This is a genomic window from Mesorhizobium sp. B2-3-2 (genome assembly GCF_006442295.1).
Classification (GTDB): Bacteria; Pseudomonadota; Alphaproteobacteria; order Rhizobiales; family Rhizobiaceae; genus Mesorhizobium.
This window is the reverse complement of the sequence record NZ_VFWA01000004.1, coordinates 210551-227645: the sequence shown is the minus strand read 5'-3', so window position 1 is coordinate 227645 and position 17095 is coordinate 210551. Positions and strand designations below refer to the sequence as shown.

Here is a 17095-nt window from a genome sequence, read left to right as displayed (position 1 = left end):
GGCCCAGCGCCCGCCATTTTCACGCGGGCAAGGTGCCGCGAAATGGGGCATGACTGGCCGCCGACAGCCTTATAGTTAATGCGCCCTTAACCTTCCCACGCCTAGTCTGGCATTCGAATCTGCCGGAGTGCGTCATGCGCTCGGGCCAGGCAATCACTGACGGGGAAGAGCATGCGTTCAGGGGCTTCAGCACCGCTCGCGCTGACCGATACGGGGCACGGCATCCAGGCATTCGCGCGACGCCAGGTCGGCCGGCTTGTCGGCGCCGGCATGTTCGCGTTCACCGCTTTTGGTGTCGCCAGTCTTGCCACCTGGAATGTCGCCGACCCGAGCTTCTCGCACGCCACGGCCAATACCGTCACCAATGCCATGGGCTATGCGGGTGCGGTCTTCTCCGACATCGCCATGCAGTTCTTCGGCCTTGCCGCCGTGGCGGCGCTGGTTCCGGCCGTGATCTGGGGATATCTGCTGTTTTCGGCGCGTGGCGTCGACAGGCTGCCCAGGCGCGGTCTGTTCTGGTTCGGCTTTGCCCTGCTGGCCGCCGCGATCGCCGGCTGCGTGGTGCCGCCCAAGACCTGGCCCCTGCCGACCGGGCTCGGCGGCGTGTTCGGCGACATGGTGCTGAAGATTCCGGGCCTCGTCATCGGTGGCTATCCGACCGGGCTGGTGGCCAGCGTACTCGCCATTCTGATGGCCGGGCCGGCGCTGTGGCTGTTCGCCTACGGTTCGGCGCTGATCGCGCGCAAGAACGGTTTCGCCATCATGGAGGAACCGGCCGCCGCCGATCCGCGCGAGGATGAGCTGCTGTTCGACAATGACGAGGATGAAGGCGACGAAGGCATATTGGCGCTCGGCGCAATGACCCATTGGTGGCTTTCGTTCCGCGCGTGGATGCACCGCCGCGCCGTGCGCCGCAGGCAGCGGCGGGACGAATTCGAGCCGGGAATGGAGCCGCGCGCCAGCGCCTGGCGGCGCGCCGCCGAACGGGTCGAATCGGCCGAGTTCGCCGAGCAGCGGATGAGCCCGGATGGCCGTGCCCGCGTCGAACCGGAATTCTTCGCCGCCATGGTCAACGATCGCAGCGTTTCCGTCGATCCGGACGATGACGTCTTCGACGGTCGCTTCGACACCGGCGATGACGATGTCGATTTCGACGATGAACCCCTCGTTCAGCGTCGCGCGGCTCCCACCGCCAAGGTCCAGCCGTTCCGCTCGGATGCCGCCACGCGCGTTGAAGCGCCGGCGCCACGCCCGGCCCCGGGTGCGCGCGTCCAGCGCGAGGCGCAGACCTCGCTGATCGGCTCGGAAAAATTCGAGATGCCGTCGCTGCATTTCCTGTCCGAACCGAAGAACGTCGCGCGCGACCCGAGCCTCTCGAAAGACGCGCTGGAACAGAACGCCCGCCTGCTCGAAGGCGTGCTGGAGGATTTCGGCGTCAAGGGCGAGATCATCCATGTCCGCCCCGGCCCCGTCGTCACGCTCTATGAGCTGGAGCCGGCGCCGGGCATCAAATCATCGCGCGTCATCGGCCTCTCCGACGACATCGCCCGCTCGATGAGCGCCATCGCCTGCCGCGTCGCCGTGGTGCCGGGCCGCAACGCCATCGGCATCGAATTGCCGAACGCCAAGCGTGAGACGGTGTATCTCAGGGAAATCATGGCCAGCCGCGATTTCGAGACCACCAAGGCCAAGCTGGCGTTGGCGCTGGGCAAGACCATCAATGGCGAGGCGGTCATCGTCGATATCGCCAAGATGCCGCACGTTCTGGTCGCCGGCACCACCGGCTCGGGCAAGTCGGTCGCCATCAACACCATGATCCTGTCGCTGCTCTACCGGCTGACGCCGCAGGAATGCCGCCTGATCATGATCGATCCCAAGATGCTGGAGCTCTCGGTCTATGACGGCATCCCGCACCTTTTGACGCCCGTTGTCACCGACCCGAAGAAGGCGGTGGTCGCGCTGAAATGGACCGTGCGGGAGATGGAAGACCGCTACCGCAAGATGTCCAAGGTCGGCGTGCGCAATATCGACGGTTTTAACGCACGCGTCCAACAGGCGGAGAAGAAGGGCGAAAAGATCTCGCGCACGGTGCAGACCGGCTTCGACCGCCAGACCGGCGAGGCGATCTACGAGACCGAGAATCTCGACCTCGAGCCGATGCCCTACATCGTCGTCATCATCGACGAAATGGCCGATCTGATGATGGTTGCCGGCAAGGACATCGAGGGTGCCGTCCAGCGCCTGGCGCAGATGGCGCGCGCCGCCGGCATCCATGTCATCATGGCGACGCAACGTCCGTCTGTCGACGTGATCACCGGTACCATCAAGGCCAACTTCCCCACCCGCATCTCCTTCCAGGTAACGTCGAAGATCGACAGCCGCACCATCCTGGGCGAGCAAGGCGCCGAGCAGCTGCTCGGCATGGGCGACATGCTCTACATGGCCGGCGGCGGCCGCATCCAGCGCGTGCACGGCCCGTTCGTCTCCGACGACGAGGTGGAGAAGATCGTCGCGCATCTGAAGCTGCAGGGCGTGCCGGAATATCTCGACGCCATCACCGAGGACGATGATGAGGACGAGGACGAGCCCTCCGGCAAGGGCGGCTCGGGCGGCGGTGGCGGCGGCAATTTCGAGGATTCCGACGATCCTTACGACCAGGCGGTATCCGTGGTGTTGCGCGACGGCAAGGCCTCGACCAGCTACATCCAGCGGCGTCTGGGCATCGGCTATAACCGCGCCGCTTCGATCATCGAGAAGATGGAGAAAGAAGGCATTGTCGGCCCCGCCAACCATGCCGGAAAACGCGAGATCCTGGTGCCGACCGAAGAGGACAAATTCTGATCGCGAAAGATACTGGCGGCAACTTTGAACCTTCTGGCGCGTTCAAGCGGTCAAGCAGCGTTCGCGCCGTCAAACTTCAGCCCAACTGGGGGTTCAGGACAGCAACAAATCAGGATTCAAGATGAGAGTGACCGACATGAAAAACGATCTTTCCGCGCTCGGCGGTCTTGCCCCGACACGCCGTCAGCTGCTTGGCCTCGGCCTGGTGCTCGCGGGCGCTGCCGCCCTCAACGTGGTGCCCGGATTCGAGCTGCTTGCATCCGCGCAGGCGGCCGTGCCGGCGGCCGCGCAAAAGATCGCCGACCATTTTTCCTCGGTTAAGTCGATGAGCGGCGAATTCGTGCAGTTCGGCCCCAAGGGCGAGCAGACCGGCGGCAAGTTCTTCCTGGAAAGACCGGGCAAGATTCGCTTCAACTACGACGGATCCTCGAATTTCCGGGTGATTTCGGACGGCAAATCGGTGGTCATCCTCAACAAGAAACTGAACACGTCCGACCTCTATCCCTTGTCGAAGACGCCGCTGAAGCTGCTGCTCGACGACCGGATCGACCTCTCCGGCAATCGCGTCAAGAGCGTCAAGGAAGAGGACGACCTGACTACCATCCAGCTATCGGACAAGTCGGTGTTCGGCAATGCGCGGATCACCATGATGTTCGATCCGAAGACCTATGATCTGCGCCAGTGGACGATCACCGATGCGCAGGGCAAGGACACCACGGTGATGATCTTCAACACCAAGGAAGGCGTCAGCTTCGCTCCCGACACGTTTGCCATCGACTATACGGCCAATCGCGAGCTGAATACGAAGACCAGATAGCTTCCGCGAGTTGGCGAACCCTTTCGTGCCGTTTCGGCGGCACGGCGCCGACCTCCGCAACTGCTGCAATGCTTGCCTTCACGGCGCGGGGCTGGCAGTAGTTCGGCGATCTTTCGCCGGACCCGCCAAATGCCCTTTTCCATCGCCACCTGGAACATAAATTCCGTTCGCCTGCGCATGCCGATCATCGAGCGCCTGCTCGATGAATACGCGCCCGATGTGCTTTGCCTGCAGGAAACAAAAGTTCCCGACGAGCTGTTCCCCGAAAAGGCCTTCCGCAGGCTCGGCTACGGGCACATCGCCTTTCATGGTCAGAAGGGCTATCACGGCGTGGCGACGGTCGCGCGCCGGCCGATCGCGATAGTCGAGAAGCGCCGCTTCTGCGACATCGACGACAGCCGGCATTTGTCGGTGACCGTGCGGGCCGGTGGCAAGACGATCCTGCTGCACAATTTCTACGTTCCGGCGGGCGGCGACGAACCGGACCCGGAAGTCAACCGCAAGTTCAGGCACAAGCTCGATTTCGTCGCCGAGATGAACGCAATCCGCGCCGAACACAGCGAAGTGTCCGCCTCGGTCCTGGTCGGCGACCTCAACATCGCGCCGCTCGAACACGATGTCTGGTCGCATAAGCAACTGCTCAACGTGGTCAGCCACACACCGGTCGAGACGGAGAGTTTCGAGGCCATGCGGCTGGCCGGCGACTGGGTCGACCTGATGCGGCTCAACGTGCCATCAGACCAGAAGCTCTACACTTGGTGGAGCTACCGCGCGCAGGACTGGGAGGCATCCAACCGCGGCCGCCGGCTCGACCATGTCTGGTCGTCGCCGAACCTGGTGCCTGATTTCACCGGCTACGAAATCCTGCGGGCGGCGCGTGGCTGGGAACGTCCCTCGGACCATGTTCCGGTCATCGCGCGGTTCAACCTGGACTGATCAGCCGGGCCGGCGCTTTTCCCGCTCCGGCGACAATTGCGTCAAGCCGCTCGGTCGCCATGATGAAGGGCAGGTCATTTTCGGTGGCGCGAACCAGCCGGAAGTCCACCTGTCTCTCCCGTTCACCCCGAAAAGCGTGGCGCCAGCTTCTCGATGCGGTGAATCAGTGCCTGAAAGTCTTCCAGGATGCGCTGGTGGAGCTGGGCCGCCAGCTCAGGATATTCCTCCAGGATGCGGCGGAACATCTTGCGGCTGAGCCGGATCACCTCCGAATCGACCGCTGCCGATGCGCTGGTCAGCCGGTTGGTGTCGGCGATCAGCGCCAGTTCGCTGAGCATCGTGCCCGGGCCGACCGTACCGATGGGAATGCGCTCGCCTGCCTGCTCGCGATAGAGCACGATCTCTCCGCTGACCACGATATAGGCCGAATCAGCCATGTCGTCCTCGCGATAGAGCTTGTGGTCTGCCTGCAGGAGCATGGTCTCGGCGCCGAAGGCGAGCAGGCGCAACTGCTCCTGCGTGAAGCCCTCGAAAAGCCTCACGGCGGACAGGATGCGGATGTCGTCATCCAGCGCCATCTAGCTGTGTCCCCGAACGGTCAGTCCAATCCTCCTTCGCGGTACGATCCAGAATCCCCCTCCAACAGGATCGCACCCAAAAGCAGCCCCGCCCAGACCGCTTATTGGATAATGAAATGTTTAAGGAACCAGCTTGTAGCCACCGCTTTCTGTCACAAGAATTTCCGCATTGGAAGGATCGCGCTCGATCTTCTGGCGCAGGCGATAGACATGGGTTTCCAGCGTGTGCGTGGTAACGCCGGAATTGTAGCCCCACACCTCCTCGAGCAGCACGTCGCGCGTCACCACCTTCTGGTCGGCGCGGTAGAGATATTTGATGATCGAGGCTTCCTTCTCCGTCAGCCGCACCTTTGCGCCGCGCGGGTCGATCAGCAGCTTCTGGCTTGGCTTGAAGGTGTAGGGGCCGACCGAGAAGGTGGCGTCCTCGCTTTGCTCATGCTGGCGCAGTTGCGCGCGGATGCGCGCCAAAAGCACCGCGAAGCGGAACGGCTTCGTCACGTAGTCGTTGGCGCCGGCTTCGAGGCCGAGGATCGTGTCCGAATCGGTGTCGTGGCCGGTCAGCATGATGATGGGCGCCTTGTAGCCGCCCTTGCGCAGGATCTTCACCGCTTCGCGGCCGTCCATGTCGGGCAGGCCGACATCCATGATCAGCAGGTCGATGAGGCCGCCACGCGCCGCGGCGACACCTTTTGCCGCAGTGGACTCCTGCAGCACGTCGAATTCCTCATAAAGGGACAATTGCTCGACCAGCGTGCCGCGCAGGTCGTCATCGTCGTCGACGATCAGGATGGTTCGTGAAGTCATGGATCAATCCGTTGTTTTGAAAAGAAAATTCAGTTGACCGCTGCCTGTTTATGCGGAAGCTGACCGGCACAACAGCCGATCACAGTGATTTGTTCCGTGGCACGATCATACAAGAAAAAACACGATCGCAATGCAGCCGGCGCAATTTTGCGAAAAGGACTGCGGGTGCTGACCGTGCGGGCAAGGCCCGGCCGTCCCAGCCAGGGCCTGCTGCAGGCGGGCAGAACGGTGTTTGCCTGCGCGCTGGGACGTGGCGGTATCTCGGCCGGCAAGCGCGAAGGCGACGGCGCCACGCCGCTTGGCCAAATGCGAATCCTGTCGGGCTATTTCCGGGGAGACCACTTCTCCAGCGGCCGCATCACCCGGCTGGCGATGACACCGATCGGGCCTGATCTCGGCTGGTGCGAAGTGCCCGACGACCGCAACTATAACAGGCCGGTCAAGATCCCCTACGGCGCCAGCCATGAACGCATGCGGCGCGACGACAGGCTCTATGATGCCTGCCTGGTGCTCGACTGGAATATAACGCCGCGCCGCCGCGGGCGCGGCAGCGCCATCTTCTTCCACCTGGCGCGCCCGGGCTTCACGCCCACGCAAGGCTGCGTCGCGGTGACGGCACGCACGATGGCGCGGCTCTTGCCGCTGCTGTCGGACCGGACGGTGGTGAGGGTGGTAAGGTAGGGATTGGGATTGGGGATTAGGCAGTAGGCAATAGCAGTAGGGCTCCTTCTAATGCCTACTCCCTACTGCCTGCTCCCTTACTCCGTGGCTGCTGCCAGCCGATGTCGAGCAGGCCCAGCCGGCCGAGCTCGCGGTCCATGGCGCGGGAGACGTCTTTGCGCGTGGCGCCGACATCGCGCAACTGGCGGTCCGACAGGTCCTCGATATCGTCCCGCGGCAGGCTGGCCGCGACCTTGGCCTGGCGGATCCAGTCGAACGCGGCGGTCAGCCAGTTCAGCCGGCTCGCGGGAGCTCTCAAAGCTATGTGAGACATGGTGCAATCCTTCCATCCGGACATAAAATCCGGTTTGATACTGGTTCGATGGTCGCATCATGCCTGATTGAAAGATTGGAGAGAAACGAGTAGTTCTTTCCGGATTATCAAGTTTTCTTTGAGGATCAGGGCGCCATGACCGCGTCTGTTCTGGGGCCACGCTGATGGCCCGCCTGGTGCCGGGAACCCGGGCGCTGAGGACGCTGGAGGCAGCGGCCCGGCATCTCAATTTCACCCGGGCCGCCGACGAACTCGGCCTGACGCCAGCCGCCGTCAGCCACCAGATCAAGGAGATCGAGGACCAGCTCGGTATCGTCCTGTTCACGCGCTCCAGCCGCAGCATCAGGCTGACGGAGGCCGGAACGGTGCTGTTCGAGGCCTCTGCCGATGCGCTCGACCTGCTTGGCAAGGCCGTCTCGCGGGCGCAGAAGATGACGCGCGGCACGACGCTGCTGAAAGTGACGCTCGACGCCCAATTCGCGACGAAATGGCTGATGCGGCGGGTGGAGGATTTCCGCAAAAAACATGAAGGCATCGAACTCAGGTTCGACATCGCCTACGGGTTGCGGGACTTCGACCTCGACGATGTCGATGTCGGCATCCGCTTTGGCGCCGGCAGATATCCGGGACTTTGCGCGCACCGGCTGTTCGACAACGTCATCATTCCGGTGTGCAGCCCGAGCCTGCTCGCATCAGGTCCGCCGCTGCGCGAACCGCGCGATCTCTTCCATCACACGCTTGCCCATATCGAATGGGCGCGGCAGGGCGTGACCTGGCCGAACTGGCGCATGTGGATGGCCGCAGCCGGCGTCGACGATTTCGACGACAGCCGCACCATCGTCTTCGGCACCTCGGCCGACGCGGTCCAGGCGGCGATGGAAGGCAGCGCCGTGGCGCTCGCCGATTTCGCCATGGTGGCCAACGACCTTTCCGAGGGCAGGTTGGTGCGGCCGTTCGAACTCGGCATCAAGGTCGCGCCGGAATTCGCCTATTTCCTGGTCTATCCCAAGGAACTGGTGAACGATCCACGCATCGTTGCCTTTCGCACGTGGATTCTGGAGGAAATGGCAAAATCCCAAACCGCGGACCGGGTGTAGCGGAGGCCTTCAGCTCGCCGCGGCGCCGAACCAGCCGACCACGGCGCCGATGATCAGCAGCACGCCAAGCCAGTGGCCGCCGTCAATGACGGTCAGGTCCCAGCCGAAATTCTCGTAGCGATGATTGACCGACAGCGTGGTTGCGACGAAACCGAGCCAAAGCACGAAACCGAAGACCAGTCCCGCCAGCAATGTCGGCTCGCCGCCCGTCACCGCGCCGACGACCAGGGCCATCACAAGCGCCATGACCAACTCGGCGATGAAAGAGATGAGGAATGGCAGCAACGATTTCTTCATGGTCGCCGGATCGAGTTTTGCAGCCTTCAGCCATGGCTTGCTCAACCCGGTGTACCAGCCGGCGCCGAACAACCACGCCAGGATTGCGGCGACGATCACCGCCAGCCAGTTAACCGCTGAAAAATCCATGATATCCCCCACTGATACGGAGCTCATGGAAACGCCTGTTCAGTGGCGGCGTCAAGCCGGGCGCGCGGTGCTCCACCGCCAGACAGTGGTGCGTTTTATTTCGGCATCCTCGAGCGCCCGCGTCACCGGCACCTGGTAGACGCCAAGCGGTTCCAACCCCGACCGCGGCAGATAGGAGCGGCCGGGATCGCCGATCAGGATATCGGCGCCGCGCCGCTTCAGAGCCGCGAACCAAGGCGTCAGCCGGTCTGCGAACGGCTTGTCGTAGAAGACATCGCCGGCAAGAACCACGTCCCAGTCCGCATCCGTTCCGACGCAGTCATTCTGGACGAATTCGACCGCGACGCCATTGGCTTGCGCATTGAGGCGAACCGCCGTGGCGCAGAACGGGTCGATGTCGGCGGCGGTCACCCCTGCCGCGCCGGCTTTAGCCGCGGCGATAGCGACGAGACCGGAGCCGGAGGCGAAGTCGAGCACCCGCTTGCCCCGCACCATGGCCGGATTGTCGATGATATGACGGGCAAGCCCCTGGCCGCCGGCCCAGGCAAAGGCCCAGAAAGGCGGCGGCAGCCCGATCTCGACCAGTTCGTCCTCGGTCCGCTGCCACAGATCATGCGCCTCGTCGGCAAGATACAGCGCAATCTCCGGCACGTGCGGCGGCGCCATCAGCGCCGTATTGTCGAGGATGAAGCGTTCCGCGCTATGGCTCGTGAGAACCGTCACGGAGCCGGTGTCAGGCCACCCATGCGGCAGACTTCCTTCCATTCGGCCGGCGTGACCGGCTGCACGGAAAGCCGGCCGAGCCGCACCAGCGCCATGTCGGCGAGCTTGGGATTGGCCTTGACCTGCTCCAGCGTCGGCGGGTTCGGCACATCCTTGAAGGCGCGGATGTCGACGCATTCCCAACGCGGATCGTCCGATGTGGTGTCGGGATGAGCCAGCGCGCAGACCTCGGCGATGCCGACCACGTTCAGCCCCTCGTTGGAATGATAGAAGAAGCCGAGATCGCCGATCTGCATGGCCTTCATGTTGTTGCGCGCCGCGTAATTGCGCACGCCGTCCCATTGCGTGCCGGCCTTGCCTTTGGCTTTCAACGCCTCGAAGGAGAAAACCGAGGGTTCGGATTTAAACAGCCAGTAGTTCATTTTTTCTCCTCCTTGCGGCCCATTTGCGGGCGACCGGGATTAACTAGCCGCCGGCTTGTTGATCGTCCAGTTCCACTGGCGGATTTCGACGCTTTCGAACAAGCCGGCCTTGGCGTAGGGATCGGCCGCCGACAAAGCTTGTGCAGCAGCCATGTCGGGTGCCTCGATCACCGCCAAGGTGCCATTCGGCTTGCCGTCGGCGTCGAGGAACGGGCCGGCGAACGCAAGTCTCTTTTCGCCAACAAGGCCTTCAAGAAAGACGACATGCTCGGGCCGTGTGTCGAGGCGCACCTGCAGGCTTCCCGGTTTATCCTTGCAGATCAAAGCAAACAGCATGGTCTTCTCCTGGTCGGTGAATCAAAGTCATGGGGATTTAATCGTCGGTTTCGGTCTTCAGCGGCCGGGTCATCAACGCCGCCACAGCCTGCCGGATGGTGATGGTGCCGTCCAGTATGGCGGCGACAGCGGCAATGATCGGCGCGTCGATGCCGCGCTCGGTGGCGATGCGGGCGGCGATCGCCGCCGTCGGCACGCCTTCCGCCAGCGGCAGCCCGCCAAGCGGCTTGCCCTGGCCGAGCGCCAGTCCGTAGGCGAAGTTGCGCGATTGCGTGGACGAGCAGGTGAGCAGCAGGTCGCCAAGGCCGGAAAGCCCCATCAACGTCTCGGGCCTGGCGCCGAAGGCGGCACCGATGCGGCGCAGTTCGACGAAGCCGCGCGTCACCATGGCGGCCTGGGCACTGGCGCCAAGCCCGGCGCCGGTGACGGCACCGGCGGCGATGGCGAAGACGTTCTTCAAGGCGCCGCCGATCTCGACGCCGATCAAATCATCATTCGAATAGCAGCGCAGATTTTCTGCCGAGAAGCGCGCGGCAAGCTTGGCCGCCAGCGCCTCGTCGCGGGCGGCAACCACCACCGCCGTCGGCAAGCCGCGGGCGACGTCGGTGGCGAAGCTCGGGCCGGACAGAGCGGCGACCGGATTTCCAGGCAGGATTTCTCCGACGATCGCCGACAGCAAGTCGCCGGTGTCGCGTTCGATGCCCTTGGCGCAAAGGACAAGCGGAATGCCGGAAGGCATATGCGGCTTGGTGGCTGTCAGCATGGTGCGCAGCGATTGCGCAGGCGCCACTGCCAGCACGCAATCGGCGCCGTCGAGCGCGGCTTGGATGTTGCTCGTCGCCACGATGCCGGCCTGGAGCGCGATGCCAGGCAGATAGCGTCGATTTTCGCCGTGGTCGATTGCGGCGACGGTCTCCGGGTCGCGCGCATAAAGGCGGACGAAATGGCCGGCGCGCAGCATGGCCAGCGCCAAAGCGGTACCCCAGGCCCCGCCACCGAGCACTGCAACGCGCCAGCCGGTTGGCGCGGTCTCGATGCCGCTCGTGCCTTCTTCGCTCATGCCCTCCTTGCTCATGCTTTGGCCCCGCGCCGGCCCGAACCGATCATCGGCGCGGAGATGCTGTCCAGCGGCCAGCGCGAGCGCGGCACGAAATCGAAGCCGTTTTCTTGCGCCAGGCCTTCGCGCATCCGCTCGATGCCGGCCCAGGCGATCATTGCCGCATTGTCGGTGCAAAGTTTCAGCGGTGGCGCGACAAAGGCGAAGCCCGCCTCGGCGCACAGCCGTTCCAGCGTCGCCTTGATCGTGTGGTTGGCGGCGACGCCACCGGCGACGACCAGCGCCGGCGCTGCGGTACCGGGGAATTCCCGGCGGAACCGGGCGAGCGCGCGCGCGACACGGTCGCCCAGCGCGTCGGCCACCGCCGCCTGGAACGAGGCGCAGATGTCGGCGACATCCCGGTCGCTCAAGGGCTCGATCGCGCTTGCCGCCTGGCGCACGGCGGTCTTCAGGCCGGAGAACGAAAAATCGGGCTGCGCCGATCCCTTCATCGGACGCGGGAAGGCAAAACGAACGGCATCGCCCGATGCCGCCGCCTTCTCGACATTGGGGCCGCCGGGATAGGGCAGGCCAAGCATCTTGGCTGTCTTGTCGAAGGCTTCGCCGAGCGCATCGTCGATGGTCGTCGCCCAGCGCTGGTAGTCGCCGACGCCGCGCACGGCCAGGATCTGTGTGTGGCCGCCGGAAACCAGCAGCAGCAGATAGGGAAAGTCGAGCCCATCGGTCAGCCGTGCCGTCAAGGCATGGCCTTCGAGATGGTTGACGGCGATCAGCGGCTTGCCGGCCGCGGCTGCGATCGCCTTGGCCGTCATCAGCCCGACGATGAGGCCGCCGACGAGGCCCGGACCTGCGGTCGCGGCGATGGCGTCGATGTCGGCCAGCGCCACGCCCGAATCGGCAAGTGCCGCCTCGACGATGCCGTCCAGTGCCTCGACATGGGCGCGCGCGGCGATCTCCGGCACCACGCCGCCGAAGGCGGCATGCTCCTCGATCTGCGACAGCACGATATTGGACAGGATTTTGGGCGCGGCATCGCCCTCCAGCGCCACGACGCTGGCGGCGGTCTCGTCACAACTCGTCTCGATGCCCAGAACGCGGATCAATTGGTCGCTATCCCCTGGAGATTGTATATCGAGGCTTTCCCCGGTAGGAGACGCCCGGAAAAGGCGACTTCGCCTGCCGGCAGTTATCACGGACCGCGCGCCATGCAAACAATCTTGAAGATCGGAACACGCGGCAGCCCGCTGGCACTGGCGCAGGCCCAGGAAACCCAGGCGCGGCTTATGGCGGCGCATGGTTTGCCGCAAGACGCGTTCGAAATCGTCGTCATCTCGACCAGCGGCGACCGCATCCAGGACCGGCCGCTGTCGGAAGCTGGCGGCAAGGGCCTGTTCACCAAGGAGATCGAGGAGGCGCTGCTCGCCCGCACGATCGACATTGCCGTGCATTCCTCGAAGGACATGCCGACGCAATTGCCCGACGGCCTGGAGATCTCCGCCTTTTTGCCGCGTGAGGATGCACGCGACGCCTTTGTCGGCAAGGCGGCGAAGACAATCGCCGACCTGCCCAAAGGGGCGAAAGTCGGCTCCTCGTCGCTCAGGCGGCAGGCGCTGATCCGCCGCATGCGGCCGGATCTCGACGTAGTGATGTTCCGTGGCAATGTGCAGACGCGGCTGCGCAAGCTCGATGAAGGCGTGGCCGCCGGCACCATCCTCGCCCATGCCGGGCTGAAGCGGCTCGGGCTCGGCCATGTGGTCACCGATCTGATCCCGCTCGACATCTTTCCGCCGGCGCCGGGCCAAGGCGCGATCGGCATCGAAACCCGCATCGGCGATGGCGACGTCGAACAGATGCTGGCGGCCATCCATGACCTGCCGACCGGACAGGCGCTGGCTTGCGAGCGTGCTTTCCTGGCGGCCCTCGACGGCTCCTGCCGCACACCGATTGCCGGTCATGCCGTGATAGACGGCGCGGACCTTTCTTTCGCGGGATTGATCATCTCGCCTGATGGTACGCAGTCGCACATGGTCGAGATGAAAGGCCCGGCGCTGGATGCCGCCCTTATCGGCGAAGAGGCGGCAAGGACGGTGCGGGCCAAGGCCGGCGAGACATTCTTCGACGGCTGGGCCTGACGGTGCAGCGCGTTCTGGTGACGCGGCCGGAACCGGGCGCCTCCCGCACCGCGCGACTGCTGCAGGACATGGGGTTTCTACCGGTGCTTTTGCCACTGACCGAGACGGTGGCGTTGCCGGTCGATGCCGACCTCGTCATCGATGATGCCGTGGCCGTTGCGGTGACCAGCGCCAATGCCGTGCGCTTTGCGCCGAAGGAGGTTGTCGCCCGGCTTTCGGACTTGCCTTGCCATGCCGTCGGCAAGAGGACCGCGCAAGCCGCGCGTGAAGCAGGGTTTTTGTCCGTCAGCGAAGGTCCCGGCAATGCCGAGGGTCTTGCCGGCAGTCTTGCCGGCGAATTCCAGGGCAAGACCATTGTCTATCTCTGCGGACGTGTGCGCTTCCCGGCATTCGAGCAGCGGCTGCAAGCTGCCGATGTCGGGGTCCGCCCCGTCGAGACATACGACACGCTCGCCGTGACCTATTCGGACGAGGCCGTGCTTGCCCGTCTGTCGGGGCAAACCGCGGATGCGGTGCTGCTTTATTCCGCCAGGGCGGCTGACGCGCTGCGGGTCCTGGTCAGGCGGCCTGCGCTGCACGAAATTTTTGGCAAGACGCGGGTTTTTGCCCTGTCACATCGCATCGCCGCCGTCCTTGGCGACGTCGCTGGCGACCGTATCCGCATAGCTGCACGGCCCGACGAGGATGCGCTGCTTTCGCTTTTGCGGCCCGGGCGCTGAGCCGCGTCATCACACCGCCCCTTTTCACCGCTTGGTGATGTGCTAGACCCTCTTTGAACCATCCCTAAGCGAATTCGCGGAGCCCAAGCATGGTCAAGACGCCGAAGATGCGACATTCGAAAAGCCGCCGCGAGCCGGTGACCATCGAACTCGAACCCGGCGCCGTTTCCCGCATCGCCGACGAGAATGCCGCCAAGGCCGGGGCGCAAACCGACGAGGCCAAGGCGGAGGAGGCCGCGAACGCCTCGCAGCCGGAGGCGCCCGAAGAACCTGTGCACGCCGACCAGACCGATCTCGAACCCTGGGAGCACGCCGAGGCGACAGCGCCCCGATCGGAACGATCCGCGGAAAGCGCCGCCAAGGCGGACGAACCGACGGCGGCCTACCCCGGTTCCCCGGACGACGCCGCTGGCAAGGCCGGCGCCTTCGACTACAGTTTCGAGGATGCATCGGCAAAGCGCGCCGAACCTGATCCGGCCGGGCCGGCGACCGGCGCCTCGGCAGGGAACGGGAAAACCGTATCCGCACCGCCACCGCCGAAGCGGGTCAACGGCATCGCGGCCGGCATCATCGGCGGGGTCATCGCGCTGGTCGGCGCCGGCGGATTGCAGTTCGCCGGCCTGCTCGGCGCGCCGGGCTCCGGTGCCAGCGTCTCGCTCGAAGGCGTCAACGGCGAGATCGCCGCGCTCAGAACCGAGATCGCGGATCTGAGGCAGGCTGGCGGCGACGGCGGTGCGTCGGCCAAGGTCGACGGGTTGTCCGCGGCATTGGATCAGGTCAGGACGGATGTCGCGGCGCTCAAATCGGCGGTCGAGCAAGGCGGAGCGGGCGACAATGCCGGGCTGGCCGCGCTTGGTGACAAGGTCAGGCAGATCGAGACGGCGGTCGCGGCGCTCGGCAAGGCCGGCAACGCGGCCCCAGTCGATCTCGGTCCGGTCAATGAAAGGCTGGCCGGCCTCGATGCGCTGGTGAAATCGGCCGGCGAGGCGGCGGCGAAGCAGGACGGCCGGCTCACCGCGCTGGAGCAGTCGGTGGCGCAGCTTTCCGGCAAGGTCGAGGCGCAGGCCGGACAGCCGAAGGTCGCGCTCGCCATCGCCGCTTCGGCATTGAAGGCGGCGCTCGACCGTGGCGCGCCGTTCGGTGCCGAGCTTGAGACCTTCGCCGCGATCGCGCCGGACGCGCCGCAGCTTGCGGCCCTGCGTGCCTACGCGAAAAAGGGCGTCCAGACCCGCACCGAGATCGCATCGCAAATGGATGCCGCAGCCAACGCCATGGTCGCGGCGGCCACGCCGGTCGACGAGAATGCCGGGCTGCTGCAGAACCTTCTGTCGAGCGCCGAAGCGCTGGTCAAGGTCCGGCCGATCGGCGCTGTCCAGGGCGCCGGCGCACCGGAAACCATTGCGCGCATGGAGGTGGCGGTCAATCAGGGCGACTATGCCAAGGCGCTCACCGAATATGAGACGCTGCCCGCGCCTGCAAAGGCGGCCGGCGCCGATTTTGCCGGCAAGCTGAAGGCACGCATCGAGGTCGAAACGCTGATCGATGCGCTCATATCAGGCGCGATGAAGGCGTGAGGAACCAGCGATGATCCGAATCCTGCTCTTCCTCGCCGTCGTCTTCGCGCTGGGCCTGGGCTTTGCCTGGCTGGCGGACCGGCCGGGCGACATGGTCATAACCTTCAACGGCTACCAGTATCAGGTCAGCCTGATGGTGGCGGCGGTGGCGGTGGTCGCTGTCGTCGCGGCGGTGATGATCCTGTGGTGGCTGATCAAGTCGGTCTGGAACAGCCCCTACACCATTTCGCGCTATTTCCGGGTGCGGCGCCGCGACCGCGGCTATCAGGCGCTGTCGACCGGCATGATCGCCGCCGGCGCCGGCGACGGCGCGCTGGCCCGCAAGAAGACCAAGGAAGCGGCCAAGCTGATCCGCTCCGACCAGGAGCCATTGATCCATCTGCTCGAGGCCCAGGCTTCGCTCCTCGAAGGCGACCACGAAGGCGCGCGCCAGAAATTCGAGAGTATGCTCGACGATCCCGAGATGCGGCTGCTCGGTCTGCGCGGACTTTATCTCGAAGCCGAGCGCCTGGGGGACCGCAATGCCGCCAGGCACTATGCCGGGCGCGCCGCCGGCATGGCGCCGCAACTGGCCTGGGCGGCCGAATCGACGCTTGAAGAGCTGACCGGGCGCGGCGACTGGGACGGCGCGCTGAAGTTGGTCGAGGCGCAGAAGGCGACCCGCCAGATCGAACGCGACGCCGCCAACCGCCGACGCGCCGTGCTGTTGACCGCCAAGGCGCAGTCACTCGCCGACAGCGATCCCGCGGCCGCCCGAACGGCGGCGATAGAGGCCAATCGGCTGCAGCCGGAGTTCGCGCCGGCCGCGGTCGCGGCTGCGACGCTGCTGTTTCGCCAGAACGACGTGCGCAAGGGCTCGAAGATACTCGAGACGGCCTGGAGGGCCGAACCGCATCCGGAGATAGCGGAGCTCTATACCCATGCAAGGCCAGGTGACGCCGTGCTCGATCGCCTCAACCGGGCGAAGAAATTGCAGGAGATGAGGAAGAACCACGCCGAATCCTCGATGACGGTGGCGCGCGCCGCGCTCGATGCACAGGATTTTGCGACCGCCCGCCGCGAGGCCGAGGCGGCGATCCGGATGGACCGCCGCGAGGGCGCCTATCTGCTTCTGGCCGACATCGAAGAAGCCGAGACCGGCGACCAGGGCAAGGTGCGGCAGCTCCTGTCCAAGGCGGTGCGGGCGCCGCGCGATCCGGCCTGGGTCGCCGACGGCGTCGTCTCGGAGCGCTGGGCGCCGGTATCGCCGGTCACCGGCCGGCTCGACGCCTTCGAGTGGCGCGCCCCGATGGAGCGTCTCGGCCAGCTGATCGACAGCCGTGACGATGCGCCGGGCGCCCCGGCGGTGGCTATCGAGGCGCCGGGCAGGTCGGCGCAGGAAGAACCGGTCGAGGTGATCGATCATGCTGGCCCAGGCGGCGAGACGGCGGGCAGGCAGGCCGAGAACGACCAGGACCACGTCAGGCCGGTGACGGCGCAGGCTTTCGCCGCGGTGCCCGCCGATGCCGAGGCCGTCGAGCCGGCGCAGGAACTGGCACGCCTGCCGGACGATCCCGGCGTCGACCCGGACGATGCGGCGGAAAAGTCGCCGCGCCGGTTCCGGTTGTTTTGAGTTGGCCGGATGGTCCGGCCGTTTGGG

At 65.2% G+C, this 17095-nt stretch carries 18 protein-coding genes; 9 read left to right on the top strand and 9 right to left on the bottom strand.

From position 1 onward, the window contains the following. Positions 1-171 precede the first annotated feature (171 nt). The 3 genes from FJ964_RS12655 to FJ964_RS12645 all read left to right on the top strand — a co-directional run bounded on the left by FJ964_RS12655 (position 172) and on the right by FJ964_RS12645 (position 4594). On the top strand, positions 172-2841 hold the full coding sequence (locus FJ964_RS12655) for a DNA translocase FtsK (protein WP_140550694.1): 2670 nt from the start codon (positions 172-174) through the stop codon (positions 2839-2841). A gap of 136 nt (positions 2842-2977) precedes the next feature. Then, the gene (locus tag FJ964_RS12650; protein WP_140550693.1) at positions 2978-3658 is read left to right on the top strand and encodes an outer membrane lipoprotein carrier protein LolA; all 681 of its coding nucleotides are present in this window, start codon (positions 2978-2980) and stop codon (positions 3656-3658) included. Between the two features lie 129 nt (positions 3659-3787). Continuing rightward, complete coding sequence (locus tag FJ964_RS12645; protein ID WP_140550692.1) at positions 3788-4594, top strand: exodeoxyribonuclease III; 807 nt, start codon at positions 3788-3790, stop codon at positions 4592-4594. A 122-nt stretch (positions 4595-4716) separates the two neighbouring features. Here FJ964_RS12645 and FJ964_RS12635 read toward each other — a convergent pair whose 3' ends face one another. Both FJ964_RS12635 and FJ964_RS12630 read right to left on the bottom strand, forming a co-directional pair. After that, positions 4717-5172 carry a cyclic nucleotide-binding domain-containing protein gene (locus FJ964_RS12635; RefSeq protein WP_140550691.1) on the bottom strand — a complete coding sequence of 152 codons (456 nt, stop codon included), beginning with the start codon at positions 5170-5172 and terminating at the stop codon, positions 4717-4719. Between the two features lie 120 nt (positions 5173-5292). Next, positions 5293-5976, bottom strand: a complete 684-nt coding sequence (locus tag FJ964_RS12630) for a response regulator transcription factor (protein WP_091576052.1) — start codon at positions 5974-5976, stop codon at positions 5293-5295. Positions 5977-6141: 165 nt separating this feature from the next. On the opposite strand from FJ964_RS12630, the gene FJ964_RS12625 reads away from it, so the two are divergent. After that, positions 6142-6657, top strand: a complete 516-nt coding sequence (locus tag FJ964_RS12625) for a L,D-transpeptidase (RefSeq protein ID WP_224656206.1) — start codon at positions 6142-6144, stop codon at positions 6655-6657. A gap of 55 nt (positions 6658-6712) precedes the next feature. Here the strand turns inward: FJ964_RS12625 and FJ964_RS12620 are convergent, their stop codons facing one another. Then, positions 6713-6970 carry a hypothetical protein gene (locus FJ964_RS12620; RefSeq protein WP_140550690.1) on the bottom strand — a complete coding sequence of 86 codons (258 nt, stop codon included), beginning with the start codon at positions 6968-6970 and terminating at the stop codon, positions 6713-6715. Positions 6971-7134: 164 nt separating this feature from the next. On the opposite strand from FJ964_RS12620, the gene gcvA reads away from it, so the two are divergent. After that, positions 7135-8067, top strand: a complete 933-nt coding sequence (gcvA, locus tag FJ964_RS12615) for a transcriptional regulator GcvA (RefSeq protein WP_140492662.1) — start codon at positions 7135-7137, stop codon at positions 8065-8067. Between the two features lie 9 nt (positions 8068-8076). Here the strand turns inward: gcvA and FJ964_RS12610 are convergent, their stop codons facing one another. The 6 genes from FJ964_RS12610 to tsaD are packed head-to-tail and all read right to left on the bottom strand — an operon-like array spanning position 8077 to position 12131. Next, complete coding sequence (locus tag FJ964_RS12610; protein WP_140550689.1) at positions 8077-8493, bottom strand: DUF1761 domain-containing protein; 417 nt, start codon at positions 8491-8493, stop codon at positions 8077-8079. A 51-nt stretch (positions 8494-8544) separates the two neighbouring features. Further along, the gene (locus tag FJ964_RS12605) at positions 8545-9216 is read right to left on the bottom strand and encodes a methyltransferase (protein ID WP_140513954.1); all 672 of its coding nucleotides are present in this window, start codon (positions 9214-9216) and stop codon (positions 8545-8547) included. After that, positions 9213-9638 carry an EVE domain-containing protein gene (locus FJ964_RS12600; protein ID WP_140492656.1) on the bottom strand — a complete coding sequence of 142 codons (426 nt, stop codon included), beginning with the start codon at positions 9636-9638 and terminating at the stop codon, positions 9213-9215. Before FJ964_RS12600 ends, FJ964_RS12605 begins: the two co-directional genes overlap by 4 nt. A gap of 39 nt (positions 9639-9677) precedes the next feature. Next, the gene (locus tag FJ964_RS12595; RefSeq protein WP_140550688.1) at positions 9678-9974 is read right to left on the bottom strand and encodes a YciI-like protein; all 297 of its coding nucleotides are present in this window, start codon (positions 9972-9974) and stop codon (positions 9678-9680) included. 37 nt (positions 9975-10011) lie between these two features. Beyond that, a complete protein-coding gene (locus FJ964_RS12590; RefSeq protein WP_181172448.1) occupies positions 10012-11049 on the bottom strand; it encodes an NAD(P)H-dependent glycerol-3-phosphate dehydrogenase in 1038 nt (345 codons plus the stop codon). Then, the gene (gene tsaD / locus FJ964_RS12585; RefSeq protein WP_181172460.1) at positions 11046-12131 is read right to left on the bottom strand and encodes a tRNA (adenosine(37)-N6)-threonylcarbamoyltransferase complex transferase subunit TsaD; all 1086 of its coding nucleotides are present in this window, start codon (positions 12129-12131) and stop codon (positions 11046-11048) included. The genes FJ964_RS12590 and tsaD overlap by 4 nt, the downstream gene beginning before the upstream one ends. Before the next feature lie 105 nt (positions 12132-12236). Between tsaD and hemC the strand changes: the two genes are divergently transcribed. The 4 genes from hemC to FJ964_RS12565 all read left to right on the top strand — a co-directional run bounded on the left by hemC (position 12237) and on the right by FJ964_RS12565 (position 17068). After that, the gene (gene hemC / locus FJ964_RS12580; protein ID WP_140550686.1) at positions 12237-13163 is read left to right on the top strand and encodes a hydroxymethylbilane synthase; all 927 of its coding nucleotides are present in this window, start codon (positions 12237-12239) and stop codon (positions 13161-13163) included. A gap of 2 nt (positions 13164-13165) precedes the next feature. Beyond that, positions 13166-13882 carry a uroporphyrinogen-III synthase gene (locus tag FJ964_RS12575; RefSeq protein WP_140550685.1) on the top strand — a complete coding sequence of 239 codons (717 nt, stop codon included), beginning with the start codon at positions 13166-13168 and terminating at the stop codon, positions 13880-13882. Between the two features lie 89 nt (positions 13883-13971). Then, positions 13972-15456 carry a COG4223 family protein gene (locus FJ964_RS12570; protein ID WP_140550684.1) on the top strand — a complete coding sequence of 495 codons (1485 nt, stop codon included), beginning with the start codon at positions 13972-13974 and terminating at the stop codon, positions 15454-15456. Between the two features lie 10 nt (positions 15457-15466). Then, positions 15467-17068: a heme biosynthesis protein HemY gene (locus FJ964_RS12565; protein WP_140550683.1), complete on the top strand. Its 1602-nt coding sequence runs from the start codon at positions 15467-15469 to the stop codon at positions 17066-17068. Positions 17069-17095 lie beyond the last annotated feature (27 nt).